This is a genomic window from Pseudoduganella guangdongensis, from assembly GCF_009857475.1.
Classification (GTDB): Bacteria; Pseudomonadota; Gammaproteobacteria; order Burkholderiales; family Burkholderiaceae_D; genus Rugamonas; species Rugamonas guangdongensis.
In genome coordinates this window covers 248699-268570 of record NZ_WWCJ01000009.1, presented here as the reverse complement: position 1 = coordinate 268570, position 19872 = coordinate 248699, and the positions used below count along the sequence as shown (strand labels likewise).

Sequence of the window (19872 nt, the reverse complement as noted above, 5' to 3'; positions counted from 1 at the left end):
CCGTCCAGCCGCCAGTCCGGCGCCATGGACGCCCTGTCGGCCGCCCTGGGCGCCCTGCAGGCACAGGCGGCCGACGGCAGTGCCGCCCCGATTACCGCCAAGGATGGCGCCAGCCTGCTGGCCGACAGCCAGCGCCAGCACAGCGAGGCCGGCACCCTGCCCGGCTTCCGCAGCGTACTGGCCAACAGCGTCGGCCAGGCCGCCCAGGCCGACGTGCTGCGCCTGAGCGGCAGCCCGGAGCAATGGCAGCAGCCGCTGCGCGCCGCCCTGGGCGACCGCCTGCAGCTGCAGCTGGCGCGCAACGACCAGCAAGCGGTAATCCGCCTGGAACCGCCGAATATGGGCAGCGTTGAAATTTCGGTGCGCCAGAGCGGCGGCGCGCTGCATGTGAATATCGCGGCCAGCCACTCCGAAGTGCTGCGCCAGCTGAACACCATTGGCGACGCCGTACGCCAGGACCTGTCGCAGCGCCAACTGGGCGAGGTGGCGGTCACGGTTTCTTCGAGTGGCGCGCGCAACTTCGCCGAGGGCGGCGGCCAGCAACGTCAGCAACAATCCGAGCAGCAGCGCCAGCCGGGCCGCGGCCTGGATGAGGCCGATGCCGGCACCACCACTTTTGCCATGTTGAGCGAGCGGGAGTAAGTCTTAGATGAATAAAAAACTGGTCCTGATCCTGGTCGCCGTGCTCTTGCTCGGCGCGGGCGCCGCCGGTGGCGCCGTCTGGTATCTGAAAGGCAGCGCGGCCCCGGCCGGCGCCAAGGGCGCCCCCGTCGAGGAAAAGAAAAACGCGGAACCGCTCAAGTACCTGACCATCGAGAAAGTCATCGTCATGCTGCGCCGCCAGCCAGGCGACACGGTGCCGCACTATATGTCGTGCGACCTCGTCATCTCGACCACGATCAAGCAGGAAAAGGAAGCCAAGGAAGCCCTGCCGATGCTGCGCAGTGTGGCCGTGCGCGCCCTGTCGGCGCTGCCGATGGAAAAGGCGGCCATGATGACCATCGACCAGTATGTGGAAGAGCTGAACAAGGCTTACGACGAAACCTATGCGAAGGAACAGCGCGAGCGCCCCTTCCAGCAGGTGATGATCGGCAAATTGATCCTCGAGTAAAGAGGCTGCCATGGGTTTGGTAGTGGACAGCGTTGCAGAGCCCTACGCCGAGAGCTATTCGGCGGTGAGCGTGGCCGACGAGCAGAAGCACCTGCTCGCCTACGCCCCCCTGGTCAAGCGCATCGTGCGCCAGCTCAACTCCCAGGTGCAGGGCGCGATCGACCGCGACGATATGGAACAGATCGGCCTGATGGGCCTGCTGGAAGCCCTGCGCCGCTACGGCGAGCCGGACGCGGCCTTCGGCAGCTATGCCGGGCTGCGCGTGCGCGGCGCCATCCTCGACGAGCTGCGGCGCCAGGACTGGCGCCCGCGCGCGGTGCGCCAGCACAGCCACAAGATGCGCGATGCGGTGCGCGAGCTGACGCGCAAGCTGGGGCGCGAGCCGACCGAACAGGAAACCATGGGCGCGCTCGGCCTGTCGCCCGAGGCGTACCAGGCCTACCTGCTGGACGAGAACGCCGAGACCATTGCCAGCTTCGATGAAATCCTGCAGGACACGCTGGCCGACAGCAGCAGCGTGGCCGGCCCGGAGGAACAGCTGATGATACGGCGCAGCCTGGAGCAGGCGCTGAACGGCCTCGACGAGCGCGAACAGCGCGTGGTGCAGATGTACTACGAATTCGAGCTCAGCTACAAAGAAATCGCCGCCGTGCTGGACCTGACCGACGCCCGTGTCTGCCAGCTGAACAAGGCGGCCCTGAACAAGATGAAGGCGGTGCTGACTTCCTGAAGCCGGCGCCGCACTGACAAGACCATTCGAAAGGCATAAACCATGCAGCAACTCCTCGGCATCATGATCGTTTTCGGCTCCGTCTTTGGTGGTTACGCCATGATGGGCGGCAAGTTTCATGCGATCTGGCAGCCACTGGAGCTGCTCGTCATTGCCGGCGCCGGCATTGGCGCCTTCATCATCGGCAACCCGCGCCACGTGCTGACGGAAACCAATGTACAGCTCAAGCACCTGATGTCGAGCAAGAAGTACGACTCCGAATTCCAGCGCCAGCTGCTGTTGCTGATGTACGAACTGCTGCAGCTGGCCGCCGGCGGCCTGAAAGCACTTGACGCGCACGTCGAAGCGCCCAAGGAAAGCCCGCTGTTCCAGCGCTACCCGCTGATCCTGGACGACCAGAAGCTGCTGGCCTTCATCGTCGACAATTTCCGCCTGATGGCGATGGGCAAGATCAACTCCCACGAGCTGGAAGGCGTGCTGGAGCAGGAACTGGAAGCCATCCATGAGGAGTTGACGCAGCCGGCCAAGTCGCTGGCCAAGATCGGCGAGGCGATGCCGGGCTTCGGTATTCTGGCGGCGGTGCTGGGCATCGTGATCACCATGGGCACGGTGGGCGAAGGCGCCACCTCGGCCGAGATCGCCGAGCACGTGGGCGCGGCCATGGTCGGCACCTTCATCGGTATCTTCTTCTGCTACGGCGTGCTGGACCCGATTTCCAACATGATGAAGCAGCTGATCGCGCAGGAAGCCTCGACCATGGAATGCGTGAAAGTGGTGCTGGTGACGCACGTCGCCGGCAAGCCGCCGCTGCTGGCGATCGACGCCGGGCGCCGCCTGGTGCAGCTGAACATCAAGCCAAGCTTCGCCCAGCTGGAAAGCTGGATCAACGCCATGGAAGGCGGCGACGAGCCGGAATCGAACTCGCGCCGAGGAGGTGGCCGTGCTAAAGCCGCATGATAAGCACCACGAGCAAACCATCGTCAAGCGCGGTGGCGGCAAGCACAAGCACGACGACCACGGCGGCGCCTGGAAGGTCGCGTTCGCCGACTTCTGCCTGGCGCTGATGTGCCTGTTCCTCGTGCTGTGGCTGATGGCGGTGCGCAATACGGAAACCCTGGAACACGTCATGACCCAGGCCGACGGCAGCAAGACCGACGTCGGCAAGGGCGTGATGCCGGAACAGGTGGGCGGCCCGCGCGGCAGCCTGATCGAGCGTTTCCCGATGCCGCGCACCGGCAATACCGACGTCGACGGCCAGGCCACCCAGGGCTATAACAAGAGCCCGACCCAGACTGCCGAACAGCGCGTCAAGTACGAGAAACCGGAAGACCTGAAGCTGCTGTCGCAGACCCTGGCCAAACTGAGCGAAGAAAACGGCCTGGCCAAGAACCTGGAATCGATGATCACGCCCTACGGCCTGCGCGTGATGTTGCACGATACCGACAGTCAGGGCATGTTCGTGCGCGGCTCGGCGGTGCCGACCGACAAATTCACCAAGCTGCTGCGCGGCATGGGCCCGCTCTTCGCCCGCATGGAAAACCAGATGCTGATCGTGGGCCACACCGACTCCTCGCAGTATGCCGACACCAGCTACCAGGCCTTCTCCAACTGGAACCTGTCGAGTAACCGCGCCATGGCCGCGCGCGCCCAGCTGCTGGCCGGCAGCATGCCGGCTGACAGCGTGCTGCAGGTGGTGGGCATGGCCGACCGTGCGCCGGTCAATGCCAAAAAGGCCGATGCTGGCGAAAACCGCCGGATCGAATTGCTGATCCTGACCACCTCGCAGGCGCAAAACATCGCCGAGATGTTTGGCATGCCGAGCAGCAAGACTGCTATCATCCGGGAATCGGATTTGCCCGAACCCGGCCTCCTGCAACAGTTGCGCCAGCAAATGTTGCCTGGCAAGGGGAAGAGCGATGGCAATTAATGTTAAGACAAGAGGAAACCGGATGAGGATTTCCAACTCCACTCCCGGCGCCCCGGTGCAGACCGTGGCCGACGCCACCCCGACCGACCACGCGCGCCCGACCGCCGCCCCGGCCGCCCAGCGCGAGCTGGAATCGGCCGTGCTGCAACCGGCCCTGCAGGCCCTGAAGGAAATGGGCGAAATCGACCATGAACGGGTGGCCCAGCTGCGCGACGCCCTGGCCAAGGGTGAACTGCGCTTCGACGCCGGCAAGCTGGCCGGCCTGATCCAACGCTTCCACAAGGGCGAGCAGTGAGCGACGCGGCAACAGTCTCGATTTCGCGCCAGGACGCCATGCGCCAGCTGCTGGACGGCATTGCCGCCGACCTGCAGGACTACCAGCGCATGCTCGACCTGATTGCCCAGCAATTCGAAGCGGCCGTGCGGCACCAGAGCGAACGCCTGGGCCAGATCGCGCAGGACATCAGCGCCCTGGTCGATGTGCTGCAGGCGCGCCGCGCCCAGCGCGTGGAACTGGCCACGCGCCTGGTCGGCCCGCAGCCGTCGATGGCGCAAGTATTCACCCTGCTCAAGCCGGAGCCGCGCGCCCGCCTGGAAGCCGACTGGGCCCAGCTGGAAGGCATGGTGCAGGTGGCACGCGAAATGGGCCGCCGCAACGCCGAGCTGCTGGCGGAGCAATACACCATCATGCAGCGCGTGCTGCACGGCGACGACCAAACTTATGAGCCGCTCTGATTTCACGGCGTTTACGCCGCGCACAGCGCACACCGAGGCCACCGCCCCGACCCGGGCCACGGCCGCCACCACGGCCACCGCCGCCGCGTTCGCCGTCCGCAGCAACGCCGCCACCTTCCGCCAGGTGCACGCCGACATCGCGCGCTACATCGCCGCCGCCGACGCGCCCACGGCGGAAGCACCCAGCGCCGGCAGCGCCCTGACCGCCGACGGCGCCGCCCTGCGCGCCCGCCTGGCCGCACGCGCCATCGGCGGCAGCGAAGAGAGCAATAGTGTGAGTGAAGAGGCGCAGCAAGCTTTCCTGCAAGCCATCCGCCCGCATGCCGAAGCCGCCGCCGCCCGCCTCGGCGTGGCACCCGAACTGGTGGCCGCCCATGCGGCCCTGGAATCGGGCTGGGGCCGTCACGCCCCGGGCAACAATATGTTCGGCATCAAGGCCGGCGGCAACTGGCAAGGCGCGGTGCAGGCCCTGGCCACGCTGGAAGTGGAAGACGGCGCCACGGTCGCCCGCACGGAGCGCTTCCGCGGCTACGGCGACCTGGCCGGCTCGTTCAACGACTATGCCGGCCTGCTGCTGGACAATCCGCGCTACCAGCGCGCCCTCAACACCGGCAGCGACGCGCACGCCTTTGCGCGCGCCCTGCAGGCCGGCGGCTACGCCACCGACCCCGCCTATGCCGACAAACTCAGCCGTGTCGCCGCCGGCATCAAGGCAGGTCGGCCGGCTCCACCGTCCCTGCCTCGGTAACGCGCGCCCGGATCACGGTGCCGCTGCTGTTCTTGACGCGGATCTGGGCGCCGCGCACGCCGTTATCCAGCGCCTCGCCCGTCATCGTCACCTCAATGTTTTCGTGGCGCGCCACGATGCGCACCTGGTCGCCGCGCTTCACCAGCTGCGGCGCCGCCAGCATGTTCTGGCGCAGGATTTCGCCAGTGCGGATAGTGCGCCGCGCCGCCATGCCGTCGACCTCGTTCAAATTGCCAAACGTGTCAGGAATTAGCGTTATGTCGTGGCGCACCTGCAACAAGTCTAAAGGCGACAAAATTTTTCCAGCCGTTAAATCATTAGCCGCTACAGCAACCTTTGCCGACACCTTGGCGCGCACCAGGAACTCATAACGCCAGCCTTGCAAGCTTGGGCAAACAACAACGAAACGCATGCGCCCGATGCCGCGCGGATCCAGGCTGTCGACCCGCGCGCCAGAGGGACAAGGGGGGATAACACGGTTATTGCGCACCACGTCGACTTCGAACCGCGGCTCCTGCCAGCGCTGGCTTTCTGCATGGCTTTGCAATTGATTTTTCGCAGCTTCTTGCACCCTTTTTAACAGATCTTCCACTTGTGAAGCGCTTGCTTGCGGACTAATTGTAATTCCCACAAGCAACAATGTGCGGAAAAGCTGTACAATGGGATTGTTGGACATGGGCAATACCTTTAGTATGTAAATTCGCTGGGACATTACCAGAGGGGAGTAACAATGGCCATTAATTTCAAAGACGCGCTGGGCGTGCATGCCGACGCATTGGACTTACGTGCGCAGCGTACCCGCATCCTGGCGTCCAACATCGCCAACGAGAACACACCCGGCTTCGCCGCCCAGGATATTGACTTCAAAGAGTCGCTGGCGCGCGTTGAAGCGGAAGCCGCCGGCGAGCCCGTCCTGGACGGCGACGGCGAGACCAAGTTCCGCGTGCCCTACCACCCGACCGGCGACGGCAACACCGTCGAGATCGGCGTGGAGCAAGCCGCCTTTTCGCAGAACGCGACCGATTTCGCCACCAGCCTGACCTTCATCAACATGAAGCTGCGCGGGCTGGCCAGGGCCATCAACGGCCAATAACGGCAGTAACGACCTGCAATCCAAGGGGAGACCCATGAGTTTTAAAGACATTGCGCAAATTGCCGGTTCGGCGATGGCAGCGCAGACTGTGCGCCTGAATACCGTCGCCTCCAACCTGGCCAATGCCGACTCGGTGGCCGGCAGCGAGAACGAAACCTACCGCGCCCGCAAGCCGGTGTTCGCGGCCGTGATGAACGATAACCTTGATGCCTCCGCCGGCGGCCGCGTGCAAGTGCTGGACGTGGTCGAATCGGCCGAGCCGCTGCGCAAGGTCTACGACCCGGGCAACCCGCTGGCCAATGCCGACGGCATGGTGTTCTACCCGAACGTCAACCAGGTGGCCGAGATGACCGACATGATGTCGGCCTCGCGCGCTTTTGAAACCAATGTGGAAGTGCTGGGCCGCATTCGCGGCATGCAGGCTTCCCTGCTCAAGCTGGGTGAAAGCTAATGGAAACCAACCTGTTCACCAACGCGGCCGGGCAAGGCGCCAACGCCACCGGCGTCGCCCTCAACGGCGCCTCCAACGAGGGGCGCGACATGTTCACCAAACTGCTGGTGGCGCAGATCCGCAACCAGGACCCGCTGTCGCCGCAAGACCCGGCCCAGTTCGTCCAGCAATTGACCCAGCTGTCGCAGACCGAAGCGCTGCAGAATCTGGCCAACCTGACCTCGGCCAACGCCTCCGTGCTGCAGTCGATGCAGGTGCTGGCGATGGGCGCGCAAGTCGGCTCCGACGTCATGGTGCAAACCACTAGCGTGAATCTGGACGGCGCCAAGGTGCACGGCGCCGCCACCCTGGGCAGCGCTTCCGCCAAGACCACCCTGGTGCTGACCGGCGTCGGCGGCCAGCAGTACGAGATCGCACTCGGCACCCTGCCCGCCGGCACCCATGAATTCGTGATCGACCCGGTCAAGCTCGGCCTGCCCAAAGGCAGCTACACCATGCGTGTCGCCAGCGAAGCCAACCCGACCGTGCCGCTGGCCGTGCAGGGCCGCCTGGAGAGCGTCCAGCTCGGCACCGGCGGCACCATGTCGCTCCTGATCGATACCGTGGGCGAAGTACCGCCTGCGGCCATTACCGCATTCCGGGCCAAAAGCCCGACTTCTGTTATTTAACGAAAGGTCCCCGCCATGAGTTTCGATATCGCTTTGTCCGGCATCCAGGCCATCAACCAACAACTGGGCACGATTTCCAACAATATCGCCAACGCCGGGACCTACGGCTTCAAGTCCAGCCGCGCCAACTTCGCTTCGCTGCATGCCGGCGCACAGCCAACCGGCGTGCACATCGGCTCGACCACCCAGTCGATCGGCCAGAATGGCGGCATCCAGGCCACCAACCGCGGCCTGGACGCCCTGATCAACGGCCGCGGCTTCTTTGTCACCAAGGACCTGACCGGCCAGACCAACTACACCCGCGTCGGCATTTTCACCAAGGACGCCACTGACTTCCTGGTCAACAGCGCCGGCCAGCGCGTGCAGGGTTTTGCCCTGACCCCGCCAAGCCTGGTGGCCGGCCCGATGGGCGACATCACGGTGCCCACCAAGCTGCTGGGCGCCAAGTCAACGGCGAACATGGACTTCGTCGCCAATATGTCGGCCGACTGGACCGTGCCAACTACGCCGTTCACGCCCGCCGATGCCGGCACCGTGCCACCGACCATTCCGGATCCCGCCTCCTACAATATGTCGAAGGTCACCGTGGTGCACGACTCCCTGGGCAATGAACACACCGTTACCCAGTACTTCGTGCGCGACTCCGACCCGGCCAACCCGCGCGGCGTGCTGGTCTACGTCGCCGCCGACGGTACTGACCTGACGGGCGCTGTCGCCGCCACCCTGGTGTTCGACACCAACGGCCAGTTGGACGAAGCCAACAACCCGGCCGGCGCCAACACGCCTTACATCGCCTCGATTGACCTGTCCGTCCCGCCGGCCACCACGCCACAGACGATCAAGGTCGATTACACCGGCACCACCTTCCAGAAAGGCGAATCCACCACCTCGACCAACAGCGCCGACGGCTATGCGGCCGGCAGCTACGTGGGCGTGGAACTGGACCAGCAGGGCAATGTGGTCGCCAAGTATTCGAACGGCGAGAAACAAGCTATCGCCCGCGTGACCCTGGCCACCTTCCCTAACGAAGACGCGCTCACACCGGTCAACGAGACCTCGTGGCAGGCCAATGTGCAATCGGGCAGCCCGAACTATTCGGAACCGGGCAAAGGCGTGGCCGGCGCGCTCACCGTCGCCTCGCTGGAGACCTCCAACGTCGACATCACCGCCGAACTGGTAGGCCTGATGACCGCGCAGCGCAACTACCAGGCCAACTCCAAGGTGATCACGGCGGAGAACCAGATGCTGCAATCGCTGATGCAGGCCCTGTAAAAGGCGGACTGAATGGATGCGCTGATTTATACGGCGATGAGCGGTGCCGAGCGGGCCATGCGGGGCCAGCAGGTGCACGCCAACAACCTCGCCAACCTCGACACCAACGGCTTCCGCGCCAACCTGGAACTGGCGCAGTCGGCCAAGCTGCCCGGCTACGGCTACGACGACCGCCACATGTCGCAACTGCAGGCCAACGCCATCACCGACCGCCAGGGTGCCCTGCGCGCCACCGGGCGCGAGCTGGATGTGGCCATTTCCGGGCCCGGCTACTTTGCCGTGCAGGGCCCGACCGGCGAGGGCTACACCCGCGCCGGCGCCATCACGCTCGACGCCGACGGCACCATGACAGTGAACGGCATGCAGCTGCTGGGCGAAGGCGGCCCGATCACCCTGCCCATCCACCGCAAGGTGGAAATCGGCCAGGACGGCACCGTCTCCATCCTGGGCCCGGGCGCCGACGCCCAGCTGCAGGTGATCGACAAGCTGCGCCTGGTGCGCGCCGAAGCGTCCGAGCTGACCAAGAACGAAGCGGGCCTGCTGGTGGCGCGTGACGGCCAGCCGCTGAATACCGACGCCACGGTGCTGGTGAAAGCCGGCCACCTGGAGGGCGCCAACGTGTCCGCCATTGAGGAAATGGTGGCCACCATGAGCCTGAACCGCACCTTCGAAATCCAGATGAAATTGTTTAAAGCCGCCGACTCGATGAACGAGATCGGCAACAAGCTGATCAGCGGCTAACCAGGAGAAACATATGAACCCAGCAATGTGGATCAGCAAGACCGGCGTGCAGGCGCAAGACGCCAAACTGCAAGCCATCGCCAACAACCTGGCCAACGCCAACACCGTCGGCTTCAAGCGCGACCGCGTGGTGTTCGAGGACCTGTTCTACTCGATCGACCAGCAGCCGGGCGCCCAGCGCGCCGACAACAACACCCTGGCGCCGTCCGGCGTGCAGATGGGTAACGGCACCCACCTGGTCGGCACCCAGAAGATCTTCACCACCGGCAACCTGCAAACCACCAACAACGCGCTCGACGTGGCGGTGATGGGCAACGGCTTCCTGCAAGTGCGCCGCCCGAGCGGCGAACCGGCCTATACCCGCGCCGGCCAGCTGCAGATCGACGCCAACGGCGTGCTGGTCAACGCTTCCGGCCTGCCGCTGGTGCCGCAGATCACCGTACCGGCCAACGCCACCGCCATCACCATCGGCGAAAACGGCACGGTTTCGGCCAGCATCCCGGGCAATACCGCGCCGACCGAACTGGGCCAATTGACCCTGACCTCCTTCATCAACCCGACCGGCCTGCAAGCGCTGGGCGAAAACCTGTTCGCGGAAACCCCGGCCTCCGGCGCCCCGACCGAAGGCCGCCCCGGCGACGCCCAGTTCGGCAAGGTCAAGCAAGGCGCGCTGGAAGGCTCCAACGTGCAGGTGGTGGAAGAGATGGTGGACATGATCGCCGCCCAGCGGACCTACGAAATGAACACCAAAGTTCTGACAGCAGCGGATAATATGCTGCAATACCTGGCCCAGGCTGCACGCTGATGAAAATCGCCCTGCCCGCGCTGGCGCTGTTGTTGCTGGCGGGCTGCAATGCCCTCCAGCCGACGGTGCGCCCGGCGCCCTTCGACGACGCCCCCGCCCTGGCGCGCAGCGGCTTGCCGCGCGGCACCTCGGGCGGCGTCTTCAATCCGGACAGCGGCATGTCGCTGACCTCGGACAGCCGCGCCTTCCGCGTCGGCGATATCGTCACCGTCATCCTGCAGGAAACCACGCAGGCATCCAAGAGCGCCGGCACCACCATGGCCAAGGACTCCAGCGTCGGCATTGCCCCGCCCAGCCTGCTGGGCAAGACCTTCCCCAAAGCCGGGGTGGATATTTCCGCCCAGCGCGCCTTCCAGGGCGACGCCTCGAGCACCCAGCAGAACGCCCTGAGCGGCGCCATCACCGTCATCGTGCAGGAAGTAATGCCGAACGGCTTGCTGAAAGTGGCGGGTGAGAAGGTGCTGACCCTGAACCAGGGCGAAGAATTCGTGCGCCTGCGCGGCTTCCTGCGCGCGGCCGACATCGATGCCAACAACCAAGTGTCCTCGCAGCGCATTGCCAATGCGCGCATCGCGTACGGCGCCCAGGGTTCGCTGGCGGAAACCAATACCCCGGGCTGGCTGACACGCTTCTTCCTCGGCCCGTTCATGCCTTTCTGAGGTGATGTTTATGTTTGGCTTTTACCCCGGTAAGCCTGGGTCCGACCCAAGGGTCGGACCCTTAGTACGCGACAGCCGCAGGCCAAGGGTCTGGCCCTTGGGCCTGACCCGGGTTTACCGGGTCCTGGCCGCCCTGCTGCTGGCCCTCGCCCTGCCCGCGACCGCCGCGCCCCAGCTGCGCAACCTGGTCGCCATCGAAGGCGTGCGCGACAACCCGCTGGTCGGTTACGGCCTGGTGGTCGGCCTGAACGGTTCCGGCGACTCGACCCAGGTCAAGTTCGCCAGCCAGTCGGTGGTGAATATGCTCAAGCAATTCGGCGTCAAGCTGCCCGACGGCGCCGACTCCAAGAGCAAGAACGTGGCCGCCGTCATGGTCTCCGCCGTGTTCCCGCCCGGCTACCGCCGCGGCCAGCCGATCGACGTCACGGTCTCCTCCCTGGGCGACGCCAAAAGCCTGCGCGGCGGCGCCCTGCTGCTGACGCCGCTCAAAGCCGCCGACAATGAAGTCTACGCCCTGGCGCAAGGCAATGTGGTGGTGGGCGGCTTATCGGCCTCCGGCAAGAGCGGCTCCTCCGTCACCGTCAACACCCCGACCGCTGGCCGCATCCCCAACGGCGCCGTGATCGAACGCGAGATTGCCAGCGACTTCGCCAGCAAGCCGAGCGTGCACCTGTCGCTGAAACAGCCGAACTTCCAGACCGCCACCAATATCGTGGACGCGATCAACCGCAAGTTCGGCGACATCGCCAGCACCGCCGACGGCACCGGCATCGACGTGCTGGCCCCGGAAAACCCGACCCAGCGCGTGGCCTTCATGGCCAAGCTGGAAGCGCTGCCGATCGAAACCGGCGCGGAAACCCCGCGCGTGGTGTTCAACTCGCGCACCGGCACCGTGGTGATCGCCGACGGCCTGCGCGTGAAAGCGGCCGCCGTCACGCACGGCTCGCTCAAGGTGGTGATTTCCGAAAGCACCAAGGTCAGCCAGCCGCAGCCGTTCAGCCAGGGCCAGACCACCGCCACCCCGCAATCGGCGGTGTCGGTCGACGAAGCCAAGCCGCAAATGTTCAAGTGGCCAGCCGGCGCCAAGCTGCAAGCGATTATCGACGTGGTCAACAGCCTGGGCGCGACGCCGGACGACATCATGGCCATCCTGCAGGCGCTGGACCAGGCCGGCGCCATCGAAGGCGAACTGGTGGTGATCTGATGGATAGCCGATTCGCCCCCCTGCCAGTGCGCCAGCTCGACATCGGCTCGCCGGCCGAGCCGAAGCCGGGCCAGGCCGCGCCCGCCCCGCACACCGACGAAGCGCGCTACCGCGCCAAAGCCACCGAAGCGGCCGTCAAGTTCGAAAGCTTCTTCATCGCCCAGGCCTTGCACAAGATGCGCGACGCCACCAAGGCCATGGCCGCCGACGACAGCTTCTATAAGGACTCGGTCAACAGCGACATGCTGGACATGGCCGACAACCTGGTCGCCGACCAATTGGCCAACCGACGCGCTTTCGGCGTCGCCGACGCCATTTTGCGCCAGCTCCTGCCCCCCGCTCCGGTTTCCCCACCGGAAAATTCAGTTATTTCTAAGAAAAAGCCGACCGACGCTTAATCCAGCGCATGGCGCGGTCGCCTTTACACGTTAACGGGTCAAAAATGCCATAGAGCAACGGCCCAACCACAGAGAAGAGATCCACCATGTCGATAATTAACAATGCACTGTCCGGTTCGTTGGCTGCCCAGGCGGCCCTGAACACGACCAGCCAGAACATTGCAAACTTGCAAACCAAAGGCTACACCCGCCAAGGCGTGATCCTGACCGCCGTCGCACCGGCCTCGGGCACCTATGGCGCCGGCTTCGGCGTCGAGGTCAGCAAGCTGATCCGCTTCTCGGACTCCTACAAGAGCCAGCAGCTGTGGCGCGCCAATTCCGACCTTGGCATGCGCACCCAGTCACAACCGTATTTCACGCAGCTCGAACGCGTCATGGGCGACGAGCAGACCAGCCTGTCGAACGGTGTCGACCAATTCTTCCGCGCCCTGAACGCGGCCGGCGTCGACCCGGTCTCGTCGCCGCTGCGCCAGCAGGTGGTGACCGCCGCCAACGCCATGGCGCAATCGTTCAACAGCATTTACAACGTCACGCGCCAGCAGCAAATCTCGATTTCCCAGCAGCGCGACGCCATGCTGCCGCAGCTGAACACCCTGAGCGCCAATATTGCGCGCCTGAACCAGCGCATTACCGAAGCCGGCTCGCTCGGCACCAACACCTCCGGCCTGGTGGACGAGCGCGACCAGGCCATCGACGCCCTGGCCAACCTGGTCGCCATTGAAGTGCTGGAACAGCCCGACGGCACCCGCAGCGTCTCCCTGCGCAGCGGCCAGCCGCTGGTGGCCGGCAACCTGTCCGGCACCCTGGCCATGAACAGCGCCAGCGGCACCCCGGTGCTGGAACTGACCTTCGCCAAATCCGTGTTCGGCCTGGACGACACCAAGGTCGGCGGCCAACTGGGCGGCATCGGCGACTACGAAAAGAACATCCTGAACCCGCTGCAGCAATCGCTGGTGGACATGGCCGACCAGCTGGCGGCCAAGGTCAACACCCAACTGCAAGCCGGCTTCAAGCCCGACGGCAGCGCCGGCACCGACCTGTTCACCTTCAACGCCACCGGCGCCGGCGGCATCCTCAACATCACGCCCGGCATCGTCGCGTCCGACCTGGCCTTCTCCGCCGCCGCAGGCGAGCCAGGCAACAGCGGCAACCTGCAGGCCCTGATCGGCATCAAGGGCCAATCGATCACCCTGGGCTCGATCGGCTCGGTGCTGATTGGCGACGCCGACACCCAGCTGGTGGGCAAGCTCGGCATCGACAGCGGCCAGAACCAGTCGCTGCTGGAAACCGCCACCACCATCCGCCAACAGTCGGAAGACGACTGGGCCGCCACCAGCTCCGTCAACAAGGACGAAGAAGCGATCAACCTGGTGGAGTTCCAGAATATGTACCAGGCGAACATGAAAGTGATCGCCGTGGCCAACGAATTGTTCGACGCCACGCTGGCGCTGTTCTGAGGTAAAGCACCATGATCCGCATCGCTACCAGCCAGTTCCAAGCGTCGATGAACCGCTCGCTGACGATCAACCAGACCATGATCGCCAAGCTGACCGAGCAAATGGCCACCGGCAACAAGATCCAGGTGCCGTCCGACGAACCGATCGCCAATGTGCGCCTGTCGCGCCTGCGCCGCGAAGAGAACATCGTCAGCCAATACGTCGAGAACATCGACGCCGTGAAAGTGCGCCTGTCGAAGAACGAAACCTTCCTCAGCTCTATGGTGAACGACATGGGCGCCGCGCGCGACTTGTTCGTGTGGGCCTCGGACGGTTCCAACACCCCGGACGACCTGAACGCCATGGTCAACAGCCTGGTCTCGCTGCGCGACTCGCTCTACTTCAACAGCAACACGCTGGACCAGGAAGGCAAGTACATCTTCTCCGGCACCCTGACCTCGACCCAGGCCCTGACCGTCGACAACGGCCAGCCGCCCGGCTCGCGCTACAGCTTCACCGGCAATAACGGCGTGCAGGAAGTGGTGGTCGGCAACGGCATCACCCAGCCCGCCAACGTCACGGTGGACGGCATGCAGGACTACCTGAACCAGCTCGACATCGCCATTGACATGCTGGGCCAGCCCACCGTCAACCCGGGCGACCCGGCGCTGAAGGCCGCCCTGCGCACCGCCCTCGACGGCACCGACACCACGCTCAACCTCATTTCCGGCAAGATCGCCCAGTTTGGCGGATCGCAAAACGTGATGGACACCCTGGCCAACAACCACGCCAGCGTCAGCCTGTCGAATCGCATGGCGATCACCGACATTGCACAATTGGATTACGGCCTCGCAGCTACCCAGCTGACTGGTTACAATAACGCCCTGCAAGCCACTTACCAGGCGTACTCGAAAGTCAATAACCTGTCGCTATTCAACGTCCTGTAAACATCATGGAAATCGCCCAGCGCCCCAGCACAACCGGCCACGCCGCCCGTCCCACCGCTAATCCCGGTGCGAACCCGGCCGAGTCGGCGCTGGCCGACGCGGGCCCCGCGCTGGAGCAAAGCGCCGGCACCAACGCCGCCCCCGCGCCCCTGCGCCGCGGCCTGAGCAATATCGATGCGCCGCTGCAAAACGACGTCTCGGGCGCCCAGCAAGCGATCGACTTCCTTGAACAAAGCGCCGCCCAGCTGCGCGCCCTGAAGAGCGACATTGCCGCCAAGCTCGCCACGCGCCAGATGCGCGACGGCCAGATCGAACAGCGCGTGCGCCAGTTAACCGACACCTGGCGCAGCCGCCCCCAGGCCTCCGGCGGCACCCTGGACGCCCAGCTCAACTACTCAAACGAACCGGCCGTGCAGCGCTTCAGCGTGCGCGGCATGACCCTGGCCAACCTGCGCAACGGCGCCCGCGAAACGCTCGCCATCGCACTCGGCGGCGGCACCAATGGCCTGCGCTCGGTGCACCTGGCGCCCGGCCTGAGCGACGCCGAGATCGTGGCCCGCTTCGACCAGGCGCTGGCCCCGGCCGGCGTGCGCGTCAGCGTCAACAAAGACGGCGAGCTGGTCTTTTCCGCCCCAGAAAGCGCCTGGCCCGCCCTGCGCGAATCGCTCGCGGTGCAAGGCGGCGGCATCCGCTTCCCCGCCGGCCAGTTGAACCGCCTGAAAGCCGAAGCCGAAACCCCGGTCGTGATGCCGGAGAACTGGGGCGCCAGCGACATCGAAGCCATGCGCGCCACCCTGCAGCAAGTGACGCAAGCGCTGGCCCACGTCGAAGCCGCCCTGTCGAAAGTGCGGCAAGAGCTCGCCATGGCCGCCCAGCGCGCCAAGATCGACCTGCCCGAGATCGAAGTGGCCGGCATGGGCCAGATGGCCGAAGTGTTCGCCAACGTCGCCAACGAGCCCGGCTACGGCGCCCTGGTCTCCCTCACCTCCGCCCTGGTCGGCATCAACCGCGACCGCGTCGTCTCCCTCCTCCGCCTCAGCTAAAATCCGGAAATTCGGGGTCAGGTCTGACATTCGGACACCGACGCACTAGCTTTGATCTGGATCAATACGGCCGGCCTGTTTTAGGTGTGCTTCTATCGCGCGGCTTACCGTTTTCACTGACACTTTTTGATGGCGCGCAATCTCGGCCATGGAGTAGCCAAGGGAAAAGTAGGCCTGCGCCATAGCCTGCTTCGGACTGACGCCATTTGCAAAGAACGCATGCAAGGGCGGCACCACGGCCTGGCGCTGAATCCGACTGATCTCAAACAGGATCACTTCCTCACGCTGCTCGCTCATGCGTTGGCAAAACGCCTCATCCCCCAGCAGGAGTTGGCAGTTCACATTCCTGAGCGGGCTCTGGCCGCCAATACCCGCCATGACGAAGGCCTTGTACTCCACGCTGGCACCATCCGTTGCCGCGCCAAACAAGGCCAGCACGGTGGCGATATCCAGCCAGGCCGGCGCATCATCCACGCCGGCCGTGGCACGGTAGCTGCTCCACGCCCAATCCAAGGGATGCAGCACCAGGCCGGCGCGCACCGGATTCAGCACGACATAGCGCGCCAGCTCCTGCAGGTAAGTTTCGCGCTGGCAGAGTATGGCTTTGTAGCGCCCCTGGAACACATGCCCGACCAGCCGGTGCTGGCGATTGAAGTATTGCGAGTAGGTCGCGTTCAGGTAGCGCATACCCTGCGCCAGCCGCCCGTTTGCTGTGGTCAGCACCAGATGGTAATGGTTCCCCATCAGACAGTAGGCATGCACCACGAACTGGAAACGCTTGCAAGTCTCGGCCAGCAAGGCCAGCCAGACCAGGCGGTCCGCATCCGAAAGGAAAATATTCTCGCGCCGCTCGCCACGTGAGGTTACGTGGTACAGCGCCCCGGGGTACTCGAATCGCAATGGTCGGCTCATGCGACTAGTTTGCGCACGAGCCCCTCGCTACGTTTTGCGCTAGCGCAATTGCGAGTTGGAAATTTGTGCCCGAATTTGTCCGATTGTCAGACCTGACCCCGAAGTTGGGCCTGGAGTTCGGCGGGGGGCATGGGGTGGGCGTAGACGTAGCCTTGGGCGTAGTCGCAGCCGGCGGCTTTGAGCAGGGCGAGCTGGGTCTCGGTTTCGACGCCTTCGGCCACTACTTTCAGGCCGAGCTTGTGGGCCATGACGATGATGCCTTCGCATAAGGCGAGGTCGCCGCTGTCGCCGGCCAGGTCCATCACGAAACTGCGGTCGATCTTCAGGTAGTCGATGTCGAATTTCTTGAGGTGGGCCAGCACCGAGTGGCCGGTGCCGAAGTCGTCCAGCGCGACCTGCAAGCCCATGGACTTGAACTGGCCGAGCCGTTCCACCACCGGGCCGCTGTGATCGAGCAGCAGGCGTTCGGTGATTTCGATGACGATGCTGCGCGGCGCCAGCTGCAGGCGCTCGACGTAGCGTCCCCATTCCTCAAAGACTTGTTGGCCGCCGCGGAACTGCGCCGGCGATTGGTTGACGCTGATCTGGAACGGTCGCCCCAGCTCTTCCTGCCAGCGCTTGGCCTGGTCGGCGGCGTGGCGGAACACCCAGTCGCCAATCTCGAGAATGACGCCGCTCGCCTCGGCGCTGCCGATGAAATCGCCCGGCGCCAATAATCCGCGCTCGGGGTGGCGCCAGCGCAGCAGCGCCTCGGCGCGTTCAATGCCGCCCGTGCGCAGGTTGACGATGGGCTGGTAGTGCAGCTCGAACTGTTCGTTCGCCACCGCCATCTGCAAGTCGCGCGTCAGGCGCAGGCGCTGCTGGGCCGCGGCTTGCATGTCGGACGTGAAATAGCTGTAGCGGTTGCGGCCGGCGTTTTTGGCGGCATACATGGCCTGGTCGGCGTTGCGCAGCAATTGCTCGGGGTCGCTGGCGTCGGAGGGGTGCAGGGCGATGCCGATGCTGGCGGAGACGACGCCGCTGCTGTCGCCCAGCGCGAAAGGCCGGTTCAGGGTGGCGATGATTTGCTGCGCCACGCGCTCGGCGCTGGTGACATGGTCCAGGCCGGGCAGGATCACCACGAACTCGTCCCCACCCAGGCGGGCCAGCGTGTCGGAGGCGCGCACGCAGGCGGCAATGCGCGAGGCCGCTTCCACCAGCAGCAGGTCGCCCATCTCATGGCCGAGGCGGTCGTTGATTTCCTTGAACTGGTCGAGGTCGATGAACAGCAGCGCCAGGAACAGGCCGTCGCGCCGCGCCTTTTTCATCTCCTGCGACAGCCGGTCCTGGAACATATTCCGGTTCGGCAGTGCCGTGAGCGTGTCGTAATTGGCCTGGTGCCAGATCAGCTCGGTCGACTGGCGCCGTTCGGTGATGTCGCTGACCAGGGCCAGCGCGCCGAGGTAGCTGCCATCGGCGTCAAAGATCGGGTTGGTGGCCAGGGTGGCCCACATCTCGCTGCCGTTCTTGCGGATGAATTTGAACTCGTGGCGCTCGGCCACGCCCTGCTGGCGGCGCGCGATATTGCGTTCCAGCAGGGAGCGCCCCTCGTCGTCCATGAAGGCGACCAGCGGCTGCTCCAGCATTTCTTCGATCGAGTAGCCGAGCAGCGCCGCCATCTTGGGATTGACGAAGCTGGTGCGCGCGCTGGCATCGATTTCCCAGATGCCTTCTTCCGCGCTGTGCACGATGCGGCGGAAACGCTCCTCGCTTTTTTCCAGGGCCGCCAGCTTCCCCTCGGCCAGTTCCAGCACCACGCGCAAGCGCTCCGCGTCGCCCACCGCCCCGCTGCCGAGCAGGGTGACGGCGAAACCGCGGTCGCCCCGCCCGCGCGTCATTTGCAGCGACAGGCGCTGCGGCTCGCTGCTGGACAGGCAATTGCTGACGAAGGCATCGAAATCGGCCATGAAGCGCTGGGCGATGAACTGGCGGAACGGAGCGCGCTCAGGATTGCTGCGTGGCAGGCCGAGCAAGTCGGCGCCAACCAGGTTCATCTGCAACACGGTGCTGTCGCCGGCCAGCACGAAGTAGCCCACCGGGGCCAGCAGATAAAGGTCGTTGAAATAGTCCTGCTCGCGCACCATCGCTGGCGCGCCGTTGCCGCTGGTGTAATGCGCCGGCGGCGTGCCGCCCATGGCCGCCAGCATGGCTTCGCCGGGCAAGAGGTGGTCCAGGCCCGCCGCGCCGGGGACGGCAGGCCGGACGGCGGTGGACTGCTCCGCCGCGATGGCACGCTGGTCTTTTTCCATGCATCCAGCCTAGCATGCCTATGTGTCAATGTCGAGCAGCTAACTTTGGCGATGCGAGCGGTTCAGCCGCTGCTCGGCAAACCGTTGTAATTGCTCGAACGCCAGGCTGAGAATCCAGTAGATGACGGCCGCTGCCAGGTAGAGCGGCAGGGGCTGGAAGGTGGTGGCGATCACTTCCTTGGTGGCCAGCATCAATTCGGTCATGGTGATGACGGAGACCAGGGAGGTATCCTTGATCAGGCTGATCAGGGTGTTGCTCATCGACGGCACCGCGACCCGCAGCGCCTGCGGCATGACGACATAGCGCAGGGTCTGGCCATAGCCCATGCCCAGGCTGTAGCTGGCTGCCCACTGCCCCTTCGGGATCGACAACAGCGCGCCGCGCAGGCTTTCCGACAGGTAGGCGCCCGAGTTCAGGCTGAGCGCCAGGATGCCGGCCGTGACCGGGGTGAATTCAATGCCGACCGAGGGCAGACCATAGTAAATCACGAACATCTGCACCAGCAGGGGCGTGCCGCGCATCAGGCTGACGTACACATTGGCCGGCCAGCGCAGCCACTTCCAGGGCAGGATGCGCATGACCGCCGTCGGGAAGCCGATCGCCAGCCCACCCACCATGGCCGCCACCGCGAACACCAGGGTGTAGCCGGCGCCCTTCAGCATCACGGGCGCCGCTTCGCGCAGCAGCTCCAGCAACTCCATGC

24 protein-coding genes are annotated in these 19872 nt (G+C 65.0%); 20 read left to right on the top strand and 4 right to left on the bottom strand.

Going from position 1 to position 19872, the window contains the following annotated elements; translation table 11 throughout:
• The 8 genes from GTP41_RS14995 to GTP41_RS14960 form a co-directional block, all read left to right on the top strand.
• Nucleotides 1-642, top strand: a 642-nt coding sequence (locus GTP41_RS14995; RefSeq protein ID WP_161026362.1) for a flagellar hook-length control protein FliK, incomplete at its 5' end; no start/stop codon positions are given.
• Nucleotides 643-649: 7 nt separating this feature from the next.
• Nucleotides 650-1111, top strand: a complete 462-nt coding sequence (locus GTP41_RS14990; RefSeq protein ID WP_161026361.1) for a flagellar basal body-associated FliL family protein — start codon at nt 650-652, stop codon at nt 1109-1111.
• Nucleotides 1112-1121: 10 nt separating this feature from the next.
• Nucleotides 1122-1841, top strand: coding sequence for a FliA/WhiG family RNA polymerase sigma factor (locus GTP41_RS14985; protein ID WP_161026360.1), 720 nt, complete (start codon nt 1122-1124; stop codon nt 1839-1841).
• 42 nt (nt 1842-1883) lie between these two features.
• Entirely contained in the window at nt 1884-2798 is a 915-nt protein-coding gene (gene motA / locus GTP41_RS14980; protein WP_161026359.1) for a flagellar motor stator protein MotA, read from the top strand.
• Nucleotides 2782-3768: a flagellar motor protein MotB gene (locus tag GTP41_RS14975; protein WP_161026358.1), complete on the top strand. Its 987-nt coding sequence runs from the start codon at nt 2782-2784 to the stop codon at nt 3766-3768. The genes motA and GTP41_RS14975 overlap by 17 nt, the downstream gene beginning before the upstream one ends.
• A 22-nt stretch (nt 3769-3790) precedes the next feature.
• Nucleotides 3791-4063 (top strand): flagellar biosynthesis anti-sigma factor FlgM, encoded by a 273-nt coding sequence (gene flgM / locus GTP41_RS14970; protein ID WP_161026357.1) that lies wholly within the window; start codon nt 3791-3793, stop codon nt 4061-4063.
• Nucleotides 4060-4503 carry a flagellar export chaperone FlgN gene (gene flgN / locus GTP41_RS14965; protein WP_371867359.1) on the top strand — a complete coding sequence of 148 codons (444 nt, stop codon included), beginning with the start codon at nt 4060-4062 and terminating at the stop codon, nt 4501-4503. The genes flgM and flgN overlap by 4 nt, the downstream gene beginning before the upstream one ends.
• Entirely contained in the window at nt 4490-5251 is a 762-nt protein-coding gene (locus GTP41_RS14960; protein ID WP_161026356.1) for a glycoside hydrolase family 73 protein, read from the top strand. Before flgN ends, GTP41_RS14960 begins: the two co-directional genes overlap by 14 nt.
• On the opposite strand, the gene flgA is transcribed toward GTP41_RS14960, so the two are convergent.
• The gene (gene flgA, locus GTP41_RS14955; protein ID WP_202419741.1) at nt 5211-5927 is read right to left on the bottom strand and encodes a flagellar basal body P-ring formation chaperone FlgA; all 717 of its coding nucleotides are present in this window, start codon (nt 5925-5927) and stop codon (nt 5211-5213) included. The two genes, GTP41_RS14960 and flgA, sit on opposite strands and share 41 nt — an antisense overlap.
• 54 nt (nt 5928-5981) lie before the next feature.
• On the opposite strand from flgA, the gene flgB reads away from it, so the two are divergent.
• From flgB to GTP41_RS14895, 12 genes are all read left to right on the top strand, one after another.
• Nucleotides 5982-6344, top strand: a complete 363-nt coding sequence (gene flgB, locus GTP41_RS14950) for a flagellar basal body rod protein FlgB (protein WP_161026355.1) — start codon at nt 5982-5984, stop codon at nt 6342-6344.
• A gap of 34 nt (nt 6345-6378) precedes the next feature.
• Nucleotides 6379-6795 (top strand): flagellar basal body rod protein FlgC, encoded by a 417-nt coding sequence (flgC, locus tag GTP41_RS14945; RefSeq protein ID WP_161026354.1) that lies wholly within the window; start codon nt 6379-6381, stop codon nt 6793-6795.
• The gene (locus GTP41_RS14940) at nt 6795-7463 is read left to right on the top strand and encodes a flagellar hook assembly protein FlgD (protein ID WP_161026353.1); all 669 of its coding nucleotides are present in this window, start codon (nt 6795-6797) and stop codon (nt 7461-7463) included. The genes flgC and GTP41_RS14940 overlap by 1 nt, the downstream gene beginning before the upstream one ends.
• 15 nt (nt 7464-7478) lie before the next feature.
• The gene (locus GTP41_RS14935) at nt 7479-8735 is read left to right on the top strand and encodes a flagellar hook protein FlgE (protein WP_161026352.1); all 1257 of its coding nucleotides are present in this window, start codon (nt 7479-7481) and stop codon (nt 8733-8735) included.
• A gap of 12 nt (nt 8736-8747) precedes the next feature.
• Nucleotides 8748-9476, top strand: a complete 729-nt coding sequence (locus GTP41_RS14930) for a flagellar basal body rod protein FlgF (protein WP_161026351.1) — start codon at nt 8748-8750, stop codon at nt 9474-9476.
• Nucleotides 9477-9489: 13 nt separating this feature from the next.
• Complete coding sequence (gene flgG / locus GTP41_RS14925; protein WP_202419740.1) at nt 9490-10281, top strand: flagellar basal-body rod protein FlgG; 792 nt, start codon at nt 9490-9492, stop codon at nt 10279-10281.
• Nucleotides 10281-10940 (top strand): flagellar basal body L-ring protein FlgH, encoded by a 660-nt coding sequence (gene flgH / locus GTP41_RS14920; protein WP_161026350.1) that lies wholly within the window; start codon nt 10281-10283, stop codon nt 10938-10940. Before flgG ends, flgH begins: the two co-directional genes overlap by 1 nt.
• Before the next feature lie 97 nt (nt 10941-11037).
• Complete coding sequence (locus GTP41_RS14915; protein ID WP_229502878.1) at nt 11038-12144, top strand: flagellar basal body P-ring protein FlgI; 1107 nt, start codon at nt 11038-11040, stop codon at nt 12142-12144.
• Nucleotides 12144-12542, top strand: a complete 399-nt coding sequence (locus GTP41_RS14910; protein WP_161026348.1) for a rod-binding protein — start codon at nt 12144-12146, stop codon at nt 12540-12542. Before GTP41_RS14915 ends, GTP41_RS14910 begins: the two co-directional genes overlap by 1 nt.
• Before the next feature lie 86 nt (nt 12543-12628).
• Nucleotides 12629-13999, top strand: a complete 1371-nt coding sequence (flgK, locus tag GTP41_RS14905; RefSeq protein ID WP_161026347.1) for a flagellar hook-associated protein FlgK — start codon at nt 12629-12631, stop codon at nt 13997-13999.
• A gap of 11 nt (nt 14000-14010) precedes the next feature.
• Nucleotides 14011-14925 (top strand): flagellar hook-associated protein FlgL, encoded by a 915-nt coding sequence (gene flgL, locus GTP41_RS14900; protein WP_202419739.1) that lies wholly within the window; start codon nt 14011-14013, stop codon nt 14923-14925.
• A gap of 5 nt (nt 14926-14930) precedes the next feature.
• Nucleotides 14931-15968 carry a hypothetical protein gene (locus GTP41_RS14895; protein ID WP_229502877.1) on the top strand — a complete coding sequence of 346 codons (1038 nt, stop codon included), beginning with the start codon at nt 14931-14933 and terminating at the stop codon, nt 15966-15968.
• 45 nt (nt 15969-16013) lie between these two features.
• Here GTP41_RS14895 and GTP41_RS14890 read toward each other — a convergent pair whose 3' ends face one another.
• From GTP41_RS14890 to GTP41_RS14880, 3 genes are all read right to left on the bottom strand, one after another.
• Entirely contained in the window at nt 16014-16880 is an 867-nt protein-coding gene (locus GTP41_RS14890; protein ID WP_161026346.1) for a transposase, read from the bottom strand.
• Nucleotides 16881-16966: 86 nt separating this feature from the next.
• Complete coding sequence (locus GTP41_RS14885) at nt 16967-19168, bottom strand: putative bifunctional diguanylate cyclase/phosphodiesterase (RefSeq protein ID WP_229502875.1); 2202 nt, start codon at nt 19166-19168, stop codon at nt 16967-16969.
• Nucleotides 19169-19207: 39 nt separating this feature from the next.
• Entirely contained in the window at nt 19208-19870 is a 663-nt protein-coding gene (locus GTP41_RS14880) for an amino acid ABC transporter permease (protein ID WP_161026345.1), read from the bottom strand.
• Between the last annotated feature and the right edge of the window lie 2 nt (nt 19871-19872).